Genomic DNA, 17,401 nt, shown 5'->3' with positions numbered 1-17,401 from the left:
GGGCGTGCAAGCGAATCGAGTTCTTGCGCACCATGCTTGCGCGGTAACTCTTCAGGGTGCAACTAACCACATCAACGAACTACGGAGGACAGCACATGTCCGAGAAAAACAAGAAGAGTGATCCACTGAACGCGCGTCCCTGGAAGGAATGGGAGTTGACTGCTTACGCGCTAGGAGAATTGGACGGTGAGGCAGTATCTCAGATCGTAGCAGCGGCCCAACGCGAGCCGAAGCTGGCAGCAGAGATTGCGGCGATTCGGGCTACTTCAGATCATATATCGCAGGTCTACCAAACCGAAACGCCTGCGGGCATGGGGCCGGAACGCTTGTCCACGATCTTCAGCCAGGCCGCTACGTCGAACGCTGTACCGGCGGAAGCGGCGGCAACTCCTCTCCCGCGAAAGGATGCCAGCCGCAAGACGGCTGCAATACGCCGTGGGGTGTGGTTCGGCGTTTTAGGAACTGCTGCTTCTTTGGCTACAGCCCTGTTCTTCTCATTGCCTCAAATGTTTTCACCCTTGGCGTTGCAGGAAACTGCTCCTCGGTCGGCAGACGATGCCAGTTCCTCGCCTGCCTTGCCTCGCGTGTCGAGCTCGCCAGTAAGCGACGCTCATGAATCACTCGCTTCCAAGTTGGCATCGAACGAGGGGGGGACCGGAGTTGAGGACTACGCGGCGAGCACGGGGGACGAGGTCGTTGACGAATACGTCCCGAGGTACGAAGCGGTGGAGAGCGAGGAGCTCGACGCTGGCACCGCAGATCTCGCCCGTAATTCCACAAAAGATTCCGCCGGACTTGGATACGGCTACGGCGGAGATGCAATGGGGATGGGCGGAGGAGGATATGGAGGAATGATGGGTGGTGGGGGAGCTGGGGGAATGATGGGAAGCGGTGGCTATGGACTTGAGGCTGCTACGCCCGAGAACGCTCCGAACCCGAACGGCATCGATGCTTCGGGTATTCCGGGGGCGAATGCTGGACCGGGGGGCAGACCGGTACTTTCAAAACAGCTGTACGGGGACAAGGGCTACATGAGTGACGATGCCCGATTAAGCGATTTGACGAATGAAGATGAGGCGAGCAAGAATTTTTCGCCATTCTTTAGTGGATCGCCGAACGAACCAGCCATGCCGGCTTTGGGATTACCGCAAGCGACTGAATCGGAAGGGCGTCGGGCATTACAGCGTTTTGGGTGGGCAGAAATTGTCGGCAGGGAAAGCCGTTTATCCACAGGGGAAGCCAAGAGCGTCCCAGAAGGTTTTAGCCGCTATCGAAAGCAGGCCGCCGGATACCGTCGATACGATCCGAGAGGAGGAATGCTGGGGGAGAATTTCCCAGACGGTAACAACACTGACCGCTACCAGTCACTGACCGAGAACGCGTTTCAGCGTGTGGACGATGCACCCCTGAGCACTCTCTCTATCGACGTGGATACCGCTTCGTTCGTGAAGGCGCGGCAACTGCTGCTGGAAGCGGGGCGCTTGCCTCCGCCAGACGCGGTGCGCATCGAAGAGTTTATCAACTACTTTGAATACGAGTACGCTGGCCCTCATGGGGACGACCCGTTCGGCGCGGATCTAGCGGTCGCCAATTGCCCTTGGGCACCTGAACACAAGCTCGTGCGAATCGCTCTTCAAGCTACCAAAGTTGATCTGGCCGAACGCCCCAAAGCCAACATCGTGTTTCTGCTCGACGTGTCAGGTTCCATGGACGAACCGAACAAACTTCCTCTCGTCAAGGAATCGATTCGCATGTTGGTCGAACAGCTCGGTGAAAACGATCGGGTGGCTATGGTGGTCTATGCAGGCGCTGCCGGTTGTGTCCTCGAATCGACCCGCGGTGACCAGCAGGAAGAAATCTTGGGTGCCCTGCAGAAGCTCAGTGCCGGAGGATCGACCAACGGTGGGCAGGGGATTGAGTTGGCTTACAACTTGGCTCGCGATCATTTTATTCCTGGTGGAATTAATCGTGTCGTACTGTGCACCGATGGCGACTTCAATGTGGGCGTCACTAGTACCAACTCCCTCGTCGAATTGGTCGAAGAGAATGCCAAGGGAAACACCTTTTTAACGGTGCTCGGATTCGGGATGGGGAATACCAATGACGCCATGATGGAGCAGATTTCCAATCGTGGAAATGGAGTGTACGGTTTCGTCGACTCTCGTCGCGAAGCGCATCGCCAGATGGTCCGTCAACTAGCGGGCAACCTCATGACCGTCGCTAAAGATGTCAAGATTCAAGTCGAGTTTAATCCGACCAAGGTGCAGGAGTACCGTTTGCTGGGTTACGAAAATCGCATCATGGCTGCTGCCGATTTTAATAACGACAAGAAGGATGCAGGGGAGATCGGTGCCGGTCACCGCGTTACCGCACTCTATGAAATTGTTCCGATTGGTGATGCCACTGGGAGACAGGGGCGAGGCGACGTGGATGAATTGCGTTACCAGCCCAAGTCTGCGGGGGCAACGGTTGTCGCAGAGTCCACGGAGGAAGCGTCCAGCGAATTGCTCGCCGTCAAGCTGCGGTACAAACAGCCTGAGGGGAACACCAGCAAACTGTTGATGTTTCCTCTAGAGGATCAGGCAACTGACTGGTCCGAAGTCGACCGTGATTTTCAATGGGCTGCCGCGATGGCCGAGTTCGGTATGTTGCTCCGCAATAGCCCGCACCGTGGCAAAGCGACTTGGTCAAGTCTGAGCGAGTTGTCCGATGCGGCCGCCGGTGTGAATCCGGACGGAAGCCGCCAAGAGTGCTTGCAGATGATCCGTCGTGCATCGCAGCTAAGCGGTAACAACTCCCATCCCGGTTCCTTCAACCGCTAGTGCTTCAGCGTCGATTTCATCCGTACTGTGCGAATGTTGAGCCGCGAGCAACAAGTACAGGGCAGGAACGACGAATAGGGTAAACACAGTGCCGATGGCCATTCCAGCAACCAGCACGATTCCGATGCTGTTGCGGGCCTCGGCACCCGGTCCGGTTACCAATACGAGCGGATAGTGTCCCAAGACAGTGGCGAACGATGTCATGAGTACGGGACGCAACCGCGTCTGAGCCGCTTGGTAGATCGCGTCGCGTTTCTGCGCCCCTTGCTCCTGAAGAGAATTTGCAAATTCCACGATCAGGATTCCATTCTTGGCAACCAATCCCACCAAAGTGATCAAGCCTACTTGCGAGTAGATATTGATCGTCGTGAGCCCTAGGAATGTCAGTACCAGGGCTCCCACGATAGCTAGAGGGACAGAGCCCAGGAGTACGATCAGTGGATCGCGGAAGGACTTGAACTGCGCTGCCAAGACCAAATAGATCATGATGAGTGCAAAGCCCAGGGTTACTACCAGCGCTGAGCCCTCCTGACGAATCTGTCGCGACTCACCTGCGTAGTCGATCCCAATCGATTCCCCCAGTACGTCGCGGGCGATTTCCTCAAGGGTATTGAGCCCGGTTTCCTTGGTAATACCAGGAACCACGCCAGCGAATATTCGCAGCGAACTCTGTTGTTGGAAACGAGTCAGGGTGCGTGGAGCGGTGACCGGTTCAATCGATGCAAAATTGGAGACCGAGATCAGATCACCACTGGGGGCGCGGATCTTGAGGTCCATCAGGGATGACAGCGATTCTCGCTCCGATTCGGCCAACTGGGGAATGACTTGATACGAGCGATTGAAGTAGTTAAAGCGGTTGACATATCCGCCGCCGAGCAGCACACCCAGCTCCTGAGCAACCACGGCCAAGTCCATACCTAGGTCGGCAATCTTCTCGCGATCCACGGAAACGCGTGCTTGAGGCAGATCGAGCTTCAAGTCGGTATCGACGAACATGAACAGCCCGGCTTGCTGGCCGCGGCGGGCGATCTCCTTAGCCAGCTTGGCAAGCTGTTCAACCTGTTGATCACTCTTGATAACCAGTTCGACATCGTACTGCCCGGCGCCAGGTAGTGGCGGGAGCAGGATCGGGAATGGTTCGACTCCAGGAATCTGGGAGACAATGCCAAAGACCTCGGGGTACATCTCGGTGGTGCTACGCGAACGCTCGTGGAAGTCTTTGGTAATAATGCCACCAAAGCCAGTGCCGGGCGTTACCAGGGCCCACATGTATTTCGATTCCGGCAAGGCCTGGAGCTTGTGGGCGAGTTCTTTGGCCCATTTCGTGGTCGACTTGAGCGTGGCGTTGGGAGCGGCTGACATGAACACGGCAATGGCACTTTGATCTTCCACTGGAGCGAGTTCTTTGTTGCTGAACATGTACAGCGGCGCGGCGCACAGGGCTACCAACAGCGTGCATAGAGCGATGGCCCAGCGTATTTGGAGCGCGCCGGCGAGGCTCACTGCGTATGCGCTGCGTACCGTTTCAAAACGGCGGTTGATCCAGCGCGTCAGCCAACTCTCTTTGCCAGAGGGATGCACCATGTAAGCGCTCATGACCGGAGACAAGGTAATGGCGACAACGCCCGAGACGATGACGGCAGCGGCTAGGGTAAACGCAAATTCACGGAATAGCATACCGGTCAAGCCGCCCTGAAATCCAATCGGCGCGTAGACCACTGCCAAGGTAATGGTCATGGCAATAATCGGTCCCACCAATTCCCGTGCACCCAGCAGGGCGGCGGCGCGGCGTTCCATACCCTCCTGCACATGCCGCTGAATGTTTTCGACCACCACGATCGCATCATCCACGACCAGACCGACCGCCAATACGATCGCTAGGATGGTCAGTAAGTTGAGCGAGAAACCCAGCAGCAACATTAGAATAGTGGCGCCAATCAAAGACACTGGCATGGCGACGAGCGGAACGATGGCGGTCCGTAGGGAGCCCATGAAGAGAAAAATCACGCAGCCTACGATTAAGATCGTTTCGGCCAACGTGCGTGAAATTTCGACCAATGCATCCCGCATGAACTTGGTGGCATCGAAGGCCAATTGCATATCGATGTGGCTTGGAAGCGACGGGCGGATTCGGTCGAGTGCCACGTTGAGTTCGTTGGCTACCTCGATCTCGTTGCTGCCAGGCAATGGCCACACGGATAGGTAGACCGCTTCCTTGCCTTCATACATGGCGGTGGCCATCGGCTCTTCGGAACCCAATTCGATTTCTGCCACATCGCGCATGCGAATGATCGAACCGTCGGCCTGCGAGACGATCAGGTCTTGGAATTCCTCGACCGAGCGAAGGTCGGTATTGGCAAGTAGGTCAATTTGGACACGGTCGCTGCGGACGCGGCCAATCGCGGCTAAGTAATTGTTGCGACGCAGCGAGTTGTAGACGTCTCCGGGCGTTAGGTTGAGTTCGCTGAGGCGATTGGGAGAGATCCAGATCCGCATGGCGGGAGCTTGGCCCGCCTCAACTCCCACCCGCTGGACGCCAGCTGTCGTGGCCAGTTGTGGCTGGATATTGCGATTGAGCCAATCGGTCAGCTCGGAGATATTGAGTTGGTCGGAGGTAAAGCTGATATAGAACGAGGCGTAGGGACGGTCGGCGCGTTGCAGCTCCACGACGGGCGGCTCGGCTTCCTCCGGGAGCGAGCGGCGGACTTGTTGAAGCCGCGCATTGACTTCTGCTAAGGCTTGGGTGCTGTCGTGATTGAGTTTCAAGCGGATGGTGATGGTGCTAGCACCTGCCAAGGAGCTGGATTCGATGTAGTCGACGCCTGCGATCGACGAGACAGCTTGTTCGATGGGAGTGGTCAAGAAACCGCGGATGAGTTCAGCACTGGCGCCCACGTAGTAGGTGGTAATGACAACTGAGGTGCTTTCGATCGAGGGGTACTGCTGGATAGGCAGCATCACCATCGAACGTAGCCCCACCAGCACGATGGCAATATTGACAACGGCGGCCAGGACGGGGTGGCGAATGAAAATATCAGTAACGCTACGCACAACGAGCTCTCGGATGAAATAGTAGTGGACCGGTTGGGAATTTTAGCTGGTTGTTTCTGGTAGCCTGTTTTCGGTTTCCGGCACGGCCTCCTGGGACGGCGGGGGCGTGAGCAGTGAACCGTCGCGAAGCTTAAACGCACCGTCGGCGACGACTTGCTCTCCCACCTCCAAACCGCTCACGATACTGAGCCAGCCTCCCTGGGTGGGGCCAATTACAACGGCGCGTTCTCGGGCTCGCACCGCACCCTCGGCGTCGGGAGTGGCGACGTAGACAAAGGTTTGCATGGGGGCGGTCAAAAGCGATTCCACGGGAACTGCGGCAGTGACAAGCTGTGGTCCATATTCGATGTAAACCTTGACCGATTCACCAGGAGTGAGCTGTCCCTTGGGGGCGAATAGCTTGGCGCGAGCCAGCAGGTTGCGACTTCGCGGGTCGGCCTGAGAGTCGAGGGCGTGAACTAGGCCGACCTGTGTTTGCCCCTGGATGAGCATTTTCACCTCTTGGCCCACCTGGACCGAATCGGCCGCCGATTGGGGAATCATAAAATCGACATACACAAAGTCATCGATGCTGTGCAGCGAAACGATCTCAAAACCACTTGGGAGAAATTGTCCGGGATGCGTATCGGATAATCCAATGCGGCCACGGAAGGGGGCGCGGAGGGTTTTCTTTTCGATGATGGCCTGCAGTTCACTCATTTCAGCGGTGGCTTGAGCGAGTTCTGCGGTGGCGATATCAAGTTCATTGGCTGTAATGGCGCCGGTAGACGCCGCGCGTTTGGTGCGCTCGAACGTCGTCTCAGCAATTCTCTTGCGAGCCTTCGCTGATTCCAACCGGGCAATTTCCACACTCGTATCGAGCTCAACCAACACCTGATTTTGCTCGACAATAGCGCCCGGTTCAAATTGAATCGAGCGGACCGTGCCCGCCACCTCATTGCTCAGCATGATGGACTGCGGCGAGACGATCGAACCGATCATCGTCGTGTTGCGTCGATAGGTGATCTCCCGAGCGTCGGCTAAAACGACAGCAATCGGCGACTCTGGTGGAGGAGGGGCAAGTTTGGCTTTTTCCAATTCCGAGTATTTGTAATAGGCCAAGCCGGCGATGACCGCCAAGGTACTCAGGACCAAAAGGGCAGAGGATATCCAAACGGCCAGTGATTTCATCGCTACCTGTCCGAGGGGGAAATGGGGCGAGCCAGGGGAAATATAGGGGAAGTATCGGTGGCTATTGTAGTTACCAGACAGGAGCCCGGGCAGGGTCTGAGTGGCTGAGTCCCATTTTGAGCGCGAGTTTCATCAGTGGGCCTCGACGGGGACGCCATGGCGCGGACGGTTCGATTCCGTTTTCCCAGCATCTGGTGATTTCACCTCGGCGCTGTTCTCGAGCGCCTCGGTTCGAACCGTCTCAGCCCATTCCACCTCTGCAACACGGATTCGGAGGACCAGGATTCAGAGGAATAGAGCGCCTGGCGCGGCCAAAGGTTCAGGGCTTGCGCGTTTCCCAAGCAGAGATGCCTCTTCAGCGTTCGTGCAGACGCGTCTCACGCTGCCGATGGCTGGCCGCCAGCAACGGGGAAGAGGGGCAGCGGGAAGGGAGAAGAACAACAAGAGGGAATGGTATCGAAACAAAAAAACGCCCAGGCCTGAGGTGCCTGGGCGTTCTTAGGAACGCATCTTCTATCAAGTGGATGGACTCTAGTTGCAGTTATGCAACGGGTTCGTCCTCCAGCTTGAGTGCTTTGTATCCACCGATCGATTTGAAGTAGAAGAGGAGGATGAGGTAGCAAACGGCCATGACGGCTGGAACGATCGCTGTCAGCTTAAGTGCCATTCGGCTGCCGTTGAGAGTGGCATCCGTAACCGGTTGCTTGTCGGCGGCGGCGTGGGTTTGCGCATCTTGCCACCAGGTGTTGAGCGCTTCAATGTTGGGATCGCTGGTATTGGTCTCTTGCAGAATCTCCATTTCGCCAGCGAGTTTCTTACCGTCATCGCCCAGCGTTGCCACCTTAGCGCCATCCAAACCATTGGTCTCGAAGACTAGGAAGCGATTTTCCTTGGCCGCCTTATAGCGGTTGAAGACTTCTGGGGCTTGCGATTCGAGTTGTTCCGAAGCGTACTTGTCTTGCTTGAAACCAATTCCAGGGCCCCCTAGCAAGCCGGCGGAGAGCATGCCGACGCCACCAACCATACCCAGTGTTACTGCGCCACCCTTAGGGAATCGCTCCGAAACGACGGCCAGCATCGTTGGCCAGAAGAATGTTTTGCCCAAACCGTAGACGGTGAGCGCCCCGATCGCTGCCACCGTCGTGCCGACTCCACCGAGTGTGTAGAGACCGATGGTCGCCAGAATAGCACTGCCGAACAAGAGTCCCAGTGGAGAGATTCTGTGCACGATCGGGCCTGCCACAAATCGCAGAATGAACATCAGGGCGGAGGTGTATACAAACAACCAGCGACCGGTCGTTTCATCCAGAATCGATCCCGTAATACGAGCGATCCAAGAATCTGTACCCAATTCCACGTAGCCGACCATTGCATGAATGACGAGCAGGAAGAGTAGGAGTGGGGAACCAAATTGGAGCAGGATTTGACCAATGGACATCCCGCTCACGCTCGATTCGGTCGACGGCATCCGTTGGCCGAAAATCATGATTCCGTAAAGAATCACCGGTAGTAAGAACAGGCTGATCTGAATTTGCCAAGAAACGTTGCCGGCCAAGAAGATGGATGCGACGCCACCCAGGATCAAGCCAGCCGGCCAACCGGCATGCAAAATGTTGAGATAGTGGGTTTTGTTATTGGGAAAGAGTGTTGCCACCAATGGATTGACCACCGCTTCGCAAACACCGTTACCAATCGCAAACATAAACATGCCGACGAACAGACACCAGAACGTGGCGTCTTTTCCGGCGGCGGTGAACACGGCGGGGGCCGCCAGGGTAACCACAGCGGACAGGAAGTGGACGATAAAAGCAAAAAACATCAATCGGCCGAAACCGATTTTTTCCGCCAAGAAGCTAGAGATGATGATGATCACCCCAAAGCCGACCAAACCGCCTCCGGTAATCCCTCCCAATTCGGTCTGGGTAAATCCAAACGCCTTGGACCATTCCTCGAGGACGCTCGCACCACGCACTGAAAAGCCAACGCCGGCAGCAAGAATGGCCATGAAGCCCGCCCACAACAACCGCTGCGCGTTTGGCGCCACGGCGTAATGGGGCGAAGTTGGGTCGGTTGAAGTGCTCATAGGCTATTTACTCACATTTGAAGGGACGATGCCATGCTGAGAACGCTCCGTACCTAAAATGGGTGCTCTGCGCGCAGCTCAGGAAACGACGCTAGCGTAACTTGATGTGAGCTCTAGTTCAACGAGCGGAAAGCCGTGTGGGTTGTAATTTTGGCAGAACGTTTGGGTTAAGGGCGTTGAAAAATCTGTTTGGGAGATCGTGGGGGGATCCCGTGCCGATCATTTTTGGCGCAGGCGGCTACGCCCTGGAGTCCGAGTCATTACCAGGCATCCCGCCGTCGCGAGATATTGATGGGCGACTCGAGTGGTAGGTGACATGGTAGGAGGGCGACATTGGTAGGCGGGCGACATGGTACGACCCTTGGCGTGGGTTCTGCTCCGCCTCGGTAGCCTGAAAAATGCACTATTCCGGTTAGGTAGCAGCCCGCAAGTCAGGTTGCATAGAATGTGCAGCAGGTTCGTGTTACTTTAGGGGAGACCACCGGACGACGGGTTCGTCCGCTTATCCATTGCCGATGCCAGCGAACTATTCGTCCATTCACGCTGGTTGTGACTCTTCTCCCTGAGGGAAATTCCCATGCGACGTATGGCTTTAGTGCTCGGACTGGCAGTATTCATTTCCGGGGTGTGCTGCGTCAGTGCCCAAGCTCAGTTTCGACGAATTCGAACGGTTGCTGGCAATGGGGAGACCGGTGCACCTCAGGCGAAGGGCAGAGCTCAGGAGATGCCGCTATCCAATCCCTTTGGCATTCAACCCGATGGAGCAGACGGCTTCATTATTGCTTCCTTCGATCAGCATGTGCTCTATCGCCTGGAACCCTCCTTCGTGCGACTCGAATGGATTGCAGGGACCGGTAAAGCGGAGTTGCGTGGCATGCCGGGAGATATGGCGAATCAAATCGGGTTTAATCAACCGCATGAGATTCAGGTGGATCCCGCCGGAAATATTTACGTGGCGGATACTTTCAATCATCGAGTGGGAATGTTGGAGAAGGCGACCGGTCGCTGGAAACCCATTGCGGGGACAGGTGCTCAAGGGTTTTCTGGCGACATGGGGAATGCTGTAAAAGCATCCCTGGATCAGGCGTACAGCATCGCCATTGATGGCCACGAATTGTTCATTGCCGATCTAGGCAATCACCGAATTCGGCGAGTCGATTTGGAGTCGGGACTGATCACTACCATCTGTGGGACGGGAGAGAAGGCAATGCCTACCGATGGAGGAGTGGCTAAACAGCAGCCTCTGGCTGGTCCTCGCTCGCTCGCTATTGATTCGTTGAATTTGTGGATCGTCCTGCGAGAGGGCAATAGTGTTTGGCGGTTGGAACGTCAGAGTGGCAAGATTTTCCATGTGGCGGGCACGGGAGCGAAGGGGTTTACCGGCGACGGCGGGCCAGCCAAAGAAGCCAAGCTCAACGGGCCCAAGGGAATTGCCGTCGATCCGGGCAGGACGGTTTACATCGTCGATACCGAAAACCACGCCATTCGTACCGTGGCTCTAGCTAGTGGGAAAATTGAAACTTTGGTGGGATCACCGCAGGGGGAACCGGGTTTCAACGGAGATGGCGGGGAGCTTACGACGCGACAATTGCGCCGGCCGCACGGGGTCTGCCTGTTGAACAACGGGGATTTGTTGATTGGTGATTCGGAGAACCACCGCGTCCGCCTGTTGGAGCAGTAGCTCGCGGTGTTTCTGTCTCAATCCGTGAACTGGCCTGGTTGCGCCAGGGAACGCCATGCAGGGGGGGGGAGCCAGAACCTACCTAGGAACCGTGCGTTTTCCTGCGTCTAACGGAACTGCACCCCACCTCGCCCCCACAGCGCCCGTTTTGTTGCAATCGTAAAACGCTGCGTGAAAGCATGTCAATTTAGTCGCGGTTTCAGTTTTACTGGAGTTTGGAATTCCCTAATGTCTACGCAGTGGGCTTCATTGCCCCTTTCTCTCCGGGCTGTTGATTTAATCGCAATTTGAATTTTAATGCGGAGGTGGCATCCTTAATTGCCTTGTAGCGGAGGTTATCTTTCCTTGCTCACGCGGCGGGTTACTATTTCAACAGCCCGTCATGCGGCGGGTTACTGTTTTAACAACGCGGTAAGCAAAGGATTGTGGTTGCCGCGACCAGCTGTTTGCGATTCATCAGCCCTCATGGCCAGCCAGAAACCGCTCCTTATCCAATAGGATGTGTGTCTCGGTGGGTGGGGGGGAGTGCTTTCTGTAAGGGGGCGTTCCGTGGATCCGCTTGGCTCTTGGGAGAGCCCGAACGACCGTCCGCAAGCGGGCTGGGCTGGTTTCGCCAAGGGCGCGGATGACCGGGAGAGGCGGGGATAGGAGCGGGATTGAAGTGATAATGAAGGAACTCGAGTGCTGGACGCCGACCACGGAAATGACAATCTCTGCCAAAAAAACTGGACTTTATCCCCCATGCCTGCGTAGGATGTGTGCGTCACAGAATGCGACTTATGAGTAAGGTTGGTCGCGGTTACTTTCAAGCGTGAGACTATGTGGGATCTGTTGAATCAACCGGCAGTGAGGGCCAGTCTGGCTGTGCTCATTATGCTGACCTGCATCTACCTGGGATGGCGTGCTGCGTTGGCATTACGCCCTCTAACCGGTAAAGATGACACGAACGTTGACGATCTGGTCCGGAACTTTGAGGAAATGCGGCTTGAGGGTGACATCGACGAGACAGAACTCCGAAGTATAAGGTCGGTGCTCGAGAAAACAGAGGGTCGACGTTTGAGCGAATAGAGGGCTAGTCCCGAATTTGCTTGGAAGCGTGGCCGTCAACATTTTCAACTGCGTTACGTACTCAGTTTTCAACTGTGCATGGGGAGGGTTTCCCTACCTCGCACGGGAGCAAATTGTTACAGCGGATGGTGATGAGAATTCATGCTCCATTGGTCCCGGTCTGGGAGACTGGTTCGTCTAGCACCCTAACAATAGATACTTCATTGGCTCGATCCCGAGGACACGGATGCCCGGACTTGACTGGCACGATTGCTGCTATTGATTGCACGATCCGCTGGTAAAGCACCCTCGAGCGACATTACGTGTAAACAAAAGCCCTATTCGTTTTCGGCAGGCAAGCATTCGAGCTAGGCTCAATGGAGCTGTCTATCGAGCGATCTATCGAGCAAAAGGAGTCGTGTATGCCTTCGAGTAAGGATGTGGTCTCAGGACGTCGTGGTGGCAGCGGAAGTTCGAGCAAAAAGAATGCTTTCTGCTCCTTTTGCCGCAAGAGCTACCGAGATGTAGGGCCGCTCGTTGAAGGTCCGGGCGATGTATACATCTGTGGTGAGTGTATCGAGCTCTGCCAATCGATCCTCGACCAAGAGCAAAAGCGTCGTGGCTCAAGTACGAATCTCTTTGGTGAAATTCCAACGCCCCGCGAGCTCGTAGAGCACTTGGACCAGTACGTCATCGGGCAATCCTCCGCCAAGCGTGTCTTGGCCGTTGCCGTCCACAATCACTACAAGCGGTTGTCGAGTGAATGGACCGGCTCCGATGTGGAAATCGAGAAGTCCAATATCTTGCTGGTCGGTCCAACCGGTAGCGGTAAGACGCTGCTTGCCAGGACTCTGGCTAAAACCCTTAACGTCCCCTTTGCGATCGGCGATGCGACCACATTGACCGAAGCGGGATACGTGGGCGAAGACGTCGAGAACCTTCTGCTTAAATTGCTGCATGCAGCGGACTTCGATGTGGAAGCGGCCCAACGGGGTATCTTGTACATCGATGAAGTCGATAAGGTTGGCAAGACGAGCAACAATGTCTCCATCACCCGCGATGTTTCCGGTGAGGGCGTCCAACAATCGTTGCTGAAAATGCTAGAGGGCACCGTTGCGAACGTTCCTCCGCAAGGGGGCCGAAAGCATCCTGAGCAGCAGTATATCCAGATGGATACGTCCAATATCTTGTTCATCTGTGGCGGGACTTTTGTCGGTGTCGAAGAGATTGTTCGCAAGCGACTTGGCAAGAAGTCGCTCGGCTTTGGCTCGACCAGCCAAACTCACAGCGATGATCTGACTGCCGCTGAACTGATGCCGCAGGTTACCTCGGACGACATCTTGCATTACGGCATGATTCCGGAGTTTATCGGCCGTCTGCCCGTGGTGTCCGCTTTGGCTCCACTGGACGATGAAGCCCTTATTCAAGTCCTTACGAAGCCCAAGAACGCGCTCATCAAGCAGTTCCAAGCCTTGTTCGGCATGGAAGATTGCGAATTGCACTTCACCGATAATGCCCTGCGAGCCATCGCTAAGAAGGCCATGGATAAATCGGTGGGTGCCCGTGGTTTGCGTGGAATCGTCGAAAGTGTCATGCTGGACGTGATGTTCGATCTACCAGAGCAAGCCAAGGGAACCGTGTTTACAATTGATAAAGACGAAGTCGACGGGGTGGTCAAGCCGTTCAAAATGTCGCCGACTGAGAAGAAAAGTGCTTAAGCTCGAATAGCGTTTGGCACCTGAGTTAAAATTGTTCAAGGCGGATCACTTCCTCGCGAAGTGGTCCGCCTTTTTCATTAAGAGCGTGTCCATGGTGACACGCTGCTTGTGCATAGAAATCGTTCGCCTGCGTGTTGGACAACCAAGCTTGCCGACACCTTCTACCAAGGCTTAATTTTCCAGCCGAAGAAGAAGCCGACGGCAAACAACGAGAACGCAGCTACGCCAGGTCGCCGGCGGCAGTAGTGAACTACCGAATCACCGACATCGTCCAACAGTTGTTGGAAGTCTTCGCGTTGGTCGGCGCACTCATCGCCACATTGCCCAGCCAGATCGCCGCGACTCGACTCGCCCGCTGGGGACATGTGGGAGCGGTTTGCTTTCATTACAGGTGGGGAGTTTTCCATGATATGTCTCCGATTCAATAAGGGGTAAAGATAGTTGGATCCGCTCGGCCCTAGCGGTCTGATCGCACGGCCGCTTTCGCCCATGCCATGTTCTTTGCCAGCTCGTCGGCGCTGCGACGGAATCGCAGGGACGCGCCGCGGAACTTCCGCAGGGACACCGTCACGACCACCAAGGCGGCAATCGCTACCACGCAACCCACCAGGAGTTGGCTTTGGCCGATGCTGAGGCTGGAGGCTTCGCCAAGCAGGTTGGCCAGTCCGAGGGTGATCACTGGCAAGCTCGCAATTGCAGCACAGGCACCGAGCACTAGCATTACTGCGGGGCGAACGGCGGCTTGCGTGGCCTCGACCGCATCCGCCTTGGCCAGTTTTGCTTGCAGCTCGGCCAGTTCGAGCAAATCGCCTACCAGCGTGCGAGCTTGGTTGGCAAATCCTGCGACTGGCCCGGGCCGCGGCGGCGCCCCGTTGCCTACCTCAGTTTCGAAGTGAACCATCCGGCAACTCCTCCCAATACGAGTCCTGCGAACAGACATTTGCCGGGATGTTTACGAATCCACTGTTGGGCAGAGTCCAGCAATGGACGGACACCTGCACCGGGCTGGTTGGGTACCGTTTCGACATCGATGGATTCAAACTCGATGCGGTTTCTTGGTGTCGCAGTTGGGCTGCGAGATATGTCGATCATGGTGACCACCCTTTAACTTTGTGCGTGAGGTACTGGCGAACAGCGGTGCTGGCCAACGAGCCTGCCAACGCCATCAGTCCGGAAGTGATGCCCATGCTGGCGACTGTATCGCCTGGGACTGCCTCGCTCGAGGACTTTCGCGACATCTTGGGCGCGCTACCGCGGCCGCTGACTGAGCTGACCACCGAATATCCGACGGCGCTGGCAATCGCGAACGACGCCAGTGGGTTGGCTCGCACATACTCGCGCCAATCGGTAAGCCGATCGGCTTCATCGTGCAACTCGGATACATGGACCTCACCTTCGTTGCGGATCGCGTTCATGCGCGCGACCAACCAATCGGGTTCCAGGGGTTCGCTAGCAGTCGCCATGTCCGATTACCTCCGGCTCGAAAGCGAGATGCCAACAGCCAGTCCAGCAAGAACGCCCGCTCCCAACGCGATCGCCACGGACTCCAGCGGACGTCGACGCATGGTCTTGACCGTGCTTTCGTAGCCCCGCTGTGCATCGGCTGCTAACCGGTCGTAGTTCTCACGCACTGCGTGTGAAGCCGCGTCGGCGTACTCCGCTGCTGATTCCGAGATGCGGTTTACTGTCGATTCTGAGGAACGGCAGCAAGAATTCAAAAAGCTTTCGACCTGCTCACGACTTTGACCAGCCTTGCGTTGGAGCAGGCCGACCAATTGGTCCACATCCCCTTCGACTTTACTAAGGTCATCACCGGTGATTTGGCCAAACTTCTCTTTGACCGCTCCTACCACACTGTGCCAACTTCCCTGCAGTCGTTCTTTCGATACCATCATCAGTTTCCTTTGTGCAAAGCGAAATGTCTGCTGCAACCAATTCAACGTTGCCGGTTGCAGTCGATAGGAAATCAGTAACTGCAAAGAGGGTGCCAATTCTTCAAAACATCGATGGTAGGGGGCGTTTGGGCTCGCTTCGACTCCCACTGCGCGACCAACAACCAGTTTTCGCGCGAATGGAGGCCTGACCGCTCGGTGGGGTGCCATGCGACTGAGGAACGGGCTGTTGGGGTAGTCCCGCACCGCGAGATGGGGGCTTGGAAAGCATGTGGTACGGCGATTGCTTTATTAATTGAACCCTTCGCTCGCTCGAACACTTTCCGCGGTGGTGTCACCGTGTTTCGAACGATCCCTTGTCATTCGAGTGGCTGTCGACTGCAGAACCACGCCGTGGAATTGCCGTTCGATTCCGCTACCGCTATGGGAGATATGCCATGCTTTCCTGGGCCGTTACCTTTTTTGTGTTAGCAATTGTCGCAGCAGTGTTTGGATTTGGGGGGCTCGCTGCTGGCGCGGTGGGGATTGTTAAACTCCTGTTCGTCCTATTTCTAGTGCTGTTTGTTGTCAGTGTCGTGATCAACGGACTCCGTGGTCGATCGCTCGCCTAGCTACGCTTGGAATGCTTGGACGTGAGCGACAGGGCAGGGGCGCTGGTGAGGAGAACGCCCAGCCAGAACGGTAGATCGCCCCTGGTGGGCCGCAGTTCATATAGCTGCTACGGCCGCGTTTCCAACCACTCCTCGACATAGAGCTGCTTGATCCACAGGTGTGCGATGGCCACCAGTGGTGTTGCAAACATGATGCCCCAGAAGCCGAACACCATGCCTGCCACAATTTGAGCCAGGATGACCAGAGCGGGAGGGAGAGATACCTGGTGTTCTTGCACCAAGGGCGTGACTAGGTAGCTCTCGACAAACTGGATGACTAGGTAGAGCACTAGGACGCTGAAGACGGTCGTGGTGTCCTGTTGAGATGCAAGCAGCAATGCGGGAATCACCGCTGCGATGCCACCGATGTTGGGCACGAAGGTAACGAGCCCCGCGAAGATCCCCAGCTCGATGGGCAAGGGAATTCCCAGTAGCGCCAGGCCAGCACCAAAGAGCACGCCAACGATCAGCATAGCCAGCAGGCGTCCCACCATCCATCGCCACAGAGTTTCGCTGGATTCGTCTAGGAGTGCGTCCAAGCGTTCTCTCCACTGGATCGGGACCAGTCGGAGCGCTCCACCGCGATACTTTTGGGGGCTGAAGCAGAAATAGCACGCCAGGATGAGCAGGATCAAGCAATCCGCTAGAACTCCAAAAGCAGTGGCAAAGAAGTTCTTGGCGACGCCGAGGGATTGCGCCGACGATGGCAACCATGATTTCAACTTGGGGTTGTCGCCAGAGAATCTCTGAATGATCGGTTGTTCTTTGGCGGCCTGCACCACCTCTGAGATTGAGGCATCCACGCGATCGGTCAGTTGCACGATCTGTTCGCTGGCAGAGTGTGCGAACGTCAGCGCACAGATAACGGTCAGCAGTGTTAGGAAGCCAATCACCGCAGAAATCCGCACGCCACGGGACAGGGAGGCTGGGATCCAGCTATCCAGCTTTCGGGCGAGGCGATTGAGCACTACAGCGAACAGAATTGCTCCAAAGATCAGTGGAAGTAGGCTTCGCGAGACTACAACCAGACCCACCACGGCAACGACACCTAGAGCGATGCCACAGATCAATACTACTTTATTCGCCAGCTTTCGAGAGTCATCCAACGGAAGGTCTTTCTTCGGAATTCAAAATGGTAGATGCAGTGGGGGGCAGGCAACGCCCCGGATCCCGCGACCCTGCTGTGTGCACGGATCGTTGTGGTGCGAGGGGCTCGAATCGCCGTCCAGCCTCTCACGGTGAGCAAACTGCGTTCCACCCAACTTAGCCTTGGCACGTGGATTGCAT

The 17,401-nt window shown here is 56.2% G+C and carries 14 protein-coding genes; 5 read left to right on the top strand and 9 right to left on the bottom strand.

Annotation, left to right across the window (positions count from 1 at the left end):
• The first annotated feature begins 95 nt into the window (after positions 1–95).
• Positions 96–2,822, top strand: a complete 2,727-nt coding sequence (locus Q31a_RS26580; protein ID WP_145084897.1) for a YfbK domain-containing protein — start codon at positions 96–98, stop codon at positions 2,820–2,822.
• Here Q31a_RS26580 and Q31a_RS26575 read toward each other — a convergent pair.
• The 3 genes from Q31a_RS26575 to Q31a_RS26565 form a co-directional block, all read right to left on the bottom strand.
• Positions 2,781–5,873 carry an efflux RND transporter permease subunit gene (locus tag Q31a_RS26575; RefSeq protein ID WP_145084894.1) on the bottom strand — a complete coding sequence of 1,031 codons (3,093 nt, stop codon included), beginning with the start codon at positions 5,871–5,873 and terminating at the stop codon, positions 2,781–2,783. The two genes, Q31a_RS26580 and Q31a_RS26575, sit on opposite strands and share 42 nt — an antisense overlap.
• 42 nt (positions 5,874–5,915) lie before the next feature.
• Complete coding sequence (locus tag Q31a_RS26570; protein ID WP_145084891.1) at positions 5,916–7,043, bottom strand: efflux RND transporter periplasmic adaptor subunit; 1,128 nt, start codon at positions 7,041–7,043, stop codon at positions 5,916–5,918.
• 541 nt (positions 7,044–7,584) lie between these two features.
• The gene (locus Q31a_RS26565; RefSeq protein WP_145084889.1) at positions 7,585–9,126 is read right to left on the bottom strand and encodes an MFS transporter; all 1,542 of its coding nucleotides are present in this window, start codon (positions 9,124–9,126) and stop codon (positions 7,585–7,587) included.
• A 577-nt stretch (positions 9,127–9,703) separates the two neighbouring features.
• Between Q31a_RS26565 and Q31a_RS26560 the strand changes: the two genes are divergently transcribed.
• The 3 genes from Q31a_RS26560 to clpX all read left to right on the top strand — a co-directional run bounded on the left by Q31a_RS26560 (position 9,704) and on the right by clpX (position 13,572).
• Entirely contained in the window at positions 9,704–10,807 is a 1,104-nt protein-coding gene (locus Q31a_RS26560) for an NHL domain-containing protein (protein WP_145084886.1), read from the top strand.
• A gap of 819 nt (positions 10,808–11,626) precedes the next feature.
• On the top strand, positions 11,627–11,875 hold the full coding sequence (locus Q31a_RS26555; RefSeq protein ID WP_145084883.1) for a hypothetical protein: 249 nt from the start codon (positions 11,627–11,629) through the stop codon (positions 11,873–11,875).
• Between the two features lie 401 nt (positions 11,876–12,276).
• Positions 12,277–13,572 (top strand): ATP-dependent Clp protease ATP-binding subunit ClpX, encoded by a 1,296-nt coding sequence (gene clpX, locus Q31a_RS26550; protein ID WP_145084880.1) that lies wholly within the window; start codon positions 12,277–12,279, stop codon positions 13,570–13,572.
• Positions 13,573–13,733: 161 nt separating this feature from the next.
• Here clpX and Q31a_RS26545 read toward each other — a convergent pair whose 3' ends face one another.
• Genes Q31a_RS26545 through Q31a_RS26525 form a run of 5 tightly spaced genes read right to left on the bottom strand, consistent with a single transcriptional unit; the run spans position 13,734 to position 15,467 of the window.
• Positions 13,734–13,979, bottom strand: a complete 246-nt coding sequence (locus Q31a_RS26545; protein WP_145084877.1) for a hypothetical protein — start codon at positions 13,977–13,979, stop codon at positions 13,734–13,736.
• 50 nt (positions 13,980–14,029) lie between these two features.
• The gene (locus Q31a_RS26540) at positions 14,030–14,473 is read right to left on the bottom strand and encodes a phage holin family protein (RefSeq protein WP_197355784.1); all 444 of its coding nucleotides are present in this window, start codon (positions 14,471–14,473) and stop codon (positions 14,030–14,032) included.
• On the bottom strand, positions 14,449–14,664 hold the full coding sequence (locus tag Q31a_RS26535) for a hypothetical protein (protein ID WP_145084871.1): 216 nt from the start codon (positions 14,662–14,664) through the stop codon (positions 14,449–14,451). The genes Q31a_RS26540 and Q31a_RS26535 overlap by 25 nt, the downstream gene beginning before the upstream one ends.
• Complete coding sequence (locus Q31a_RS26530; RefSeq protein WP_145084868.1) at positions 14,661–15,035, bottom strand: hypothetical protein; 375 nt, start codon at positions 15,033–15,035, stop codon at positions 14,661–14,663. Before Q31a_RS26530 ends, Q31a_RS26535 begins: the two co-directional genes overlap by 4 nt.
• A 6-nt stretch (positions 15,036–15,041) precedes the next feature.
• Positions 15,042–15,467, bottom strand: coding sequence for a CsbD family protein (locus Q31a_RS26525; RefSeq protein ID WP_197355782.1), 426 nt, complete (start codon positions 15,465–15,467; stop codon positions 15,042–15,044).
• A gap of 434 nt (positions 15,468–15,901) precedes the next feature.
• Here Q31a_RS26525 and Q31a_RS26520 point away from each other — a divergent pair, with 434 nt between their 5' ends.
• Complete coding sequence (locus Q31a_RS26520; RefSeq protein ID WP_145084862.1) at positions 15,902–16,075, top strand: DUF1328 domain-containing protein; 174 nt, start codon at positions 15,902–15,904, stop codon at positions 16,073–16,075.
• 107 nt (positions 16,076–16,182) lie between these two features.
• On the opposite strand, the gene Q31a_RS26515 is transcribed toward Q31a_RS26520, so the two are convergent.
• Positions 16,183–17,220 (bottom strand): AI-2E family transporter, encoded by a 1,038-nt coding sequence (locus Q31a_RS26515; protein ID WP_231690952.1) that lies wholly within the window; start codon positions 17,218–17,220, stop codon positions 16,183–16,185.
• Positions 17,221–17,401 lie beyond the last annotated feature (181 nt).

It is taken from the genome of Aureliella helgolandensis (genome assembly GCF_007752135.1).
GTDB classification, from domain to species: domain Bacteria; phylum Planctomycetota; class Planctomycetia; order Pirellulales; family Pirellulaceae; genus Aureliella; species Aureliella helgolandensis.
Note: the sequence above shows the minus strand (reverse complement) of the source record. Positions and strands in the feature narration are given on the sequence as shown.

Coding starts and splice junctions, on each gene's coding strand:
- Q31a_RS26580 (WP_145084897.1), top strand. CDS start 96: ATGTCCGAGAAAAACAAGAAGAGTGATCCACTGAACGCGCGTCCCTGG.
- Q31a_RS26570 (WP_145084891.1), bottom strand. CDS start 7,043: ATGAAATCACTGGCCGTTTGGATATCCTCTGCCCTTTTGGTCCTGAGT.
- Q31a_RS26565 (WP_145084889.1), bottom strand. CDS start 9,126: ATGAGCACTTCAACCGACCCAACTTCGCCCCATTACGCCGTGGCGCCA.
- Q31a_RS26560 (WP_145084886.1), top strand. CDS start 9,704: ATGCGACGTATGGCTTTAGTGCTCGGACTGGCAGTATTCATTTCCGGG.
- Q31a_RS26555 (WP_145084883.1), top strand. CDS start 11,627: ATGTGGGATCTGTTGAATCAACCGGCAGTGAGGGCCAGTCTGGCTGTG.
- clpX (WP_145084880.1), top strand. CDS start 12,277: ATGCCTTCGAGTAAGGATGTGGTCTCAGGACGTCGTGGTGGCAGCGGA.
- Q31a_RS26545 (WP_145084877.1), bottom strand. CDS start 13,979: ATGGAAAACTCCCCACCTGTAATGAAAGCAAACCGCTCCCACATGTCC.
- Q31a_RS26540 (WP_197355784.1), bottom strand. CDS start 14,473: ATGGTTCACTTCGAAACTGAGGTAGGCAACGGGGCGCCGCCGCGGCCC.
- Q31a_RS26535 (WP_145084871.1), bottom strand. CDS start 14,664: ATGATCGACATATCTCGCAGCCCAACTGCGACACCAAGAAACCGCATC.
- Q31a_RS26530 (WP_145084868.1), bottom strand. CDS start 15,035: ATGGCGACTGCTAGCGAACCCCTGGAACCCGATTGGTTGGTCGCGCGC.
- Q31a_RS26525 (WP_197355782.1), bottom strand. CDS start 15,467: ATGATGGTATCGAAAGAACGACTGCAGGGAAGTTGGCACAGTGTGGTA.
- Q31a_RS26520 (WP_145084862.1), top strand. CDS start 15,902: ATGCTTTCCTGGGCCGTTACCTTTTTTGTGTTAGCAATTGTCGCAGCA.